The organism is Bradyrhizobium sp. AC87j1, from assembly GCF_002936975.1.
Classification (GTDB): Bacteria; Pseudomonadota; Alphaproteobacteria; order Rhizobiales; family Xanthobacteraceae; genus Bradyrhizobium; species Bradyrhizobium shewense.
Genome location: NZ_PTFE01000260.1, coordinates 1 through 907, shown reverse-complemented (window position 1 = coordinate 907; position 907 = coordinate 1). Strand labels below are relative to the sequence as shown.

The window sequence follows — 907 nt, the reverse complement described above, 5'->3', positions numbered from 1 at the left end:
ACGATGCCAAACGTCTGGCTGCCGACTTGCGTCACCACGATGAAGCCGTTCTCGGGATCCGAGGCCGCGCCGTCGTCGATCTTCAAGAGCTTCTTCAGATGGATCAGCGGCAGCAGCTTGTTGCGCAGGCGCAGCACCGCGGTGTCCTTGATGCGCTCGATGCGGTGCTCCGAGTTGGCGCGGGCACGCACCAGCTCGACCACCGAGAGCTGCGGGATCGCAAAGCGATCGCCGGCGGCCTCGACGATCAGGGCCGAGACGATCGCCAAGGTCAGCGGGATCTTGATGGTGACAGAGGAGCCCTCGCCGACCACCGACTTGATGTCGATGGTGCCGCCGATCTGGTCGATATTGGTGCGCACCACGTCCATGCCGACGCCGCGGCCGGAGACCGAGGTGATGGCGGCTGCGGTGGAGAAGCCGGGCGCGAAGATGAACTTGTGGATCTGGGCTTCGCTCATCTTCTCGAGCTCGGCCTCGGTGGCGAGACCTGAGGAGATCGCCTTGGCCTTGATCTTCTCGGTGTTGAGGCCGCGGCCGTTGTCGGCGATGCAGATGATGATGTGGCCGCCCTCGTGATAGGCGGACAGGCGGATGGTGCCCTGCTCGCCCTTGCCGCTGGCGAGGCGCTCGGCGGGGGTCTCCAGGCCGTGATCGGCGGAGTTGCGCACCATGTGGGTGAGCGGGTCCTTGATCAGATCGAGCACCTGGCGGTCGAGCTCGGTGTCGGCGCCGTGCATCTCCAATTCGATCTGCTTGCCGAGTTCGCTCGAGAGGTCCCGGACGATGCGGGGCAGCTTCTGCCAGGCATTGCCGATCGGCTGCATGCGCGTCTTCATGACGCCCTCCTGCAGCTCGGCGGTGACGTTGGACAGGCGCTGCAGCGGCACCTTGAACTCGGTGTCCT

General features: G+C 65.4%; 1 protein-coding gene. It reads right to left on the bottom strand.

Going from position 1 to position 907, the window contains the following annotated elements; genetic code table 11:
• The coding region (locus CV770_RS41200) for a chemotaxis protein CheA (protein ID WP_146101480.1) at window positions 1–907 on the bottom strand (907 nt) is incomplete at both ends.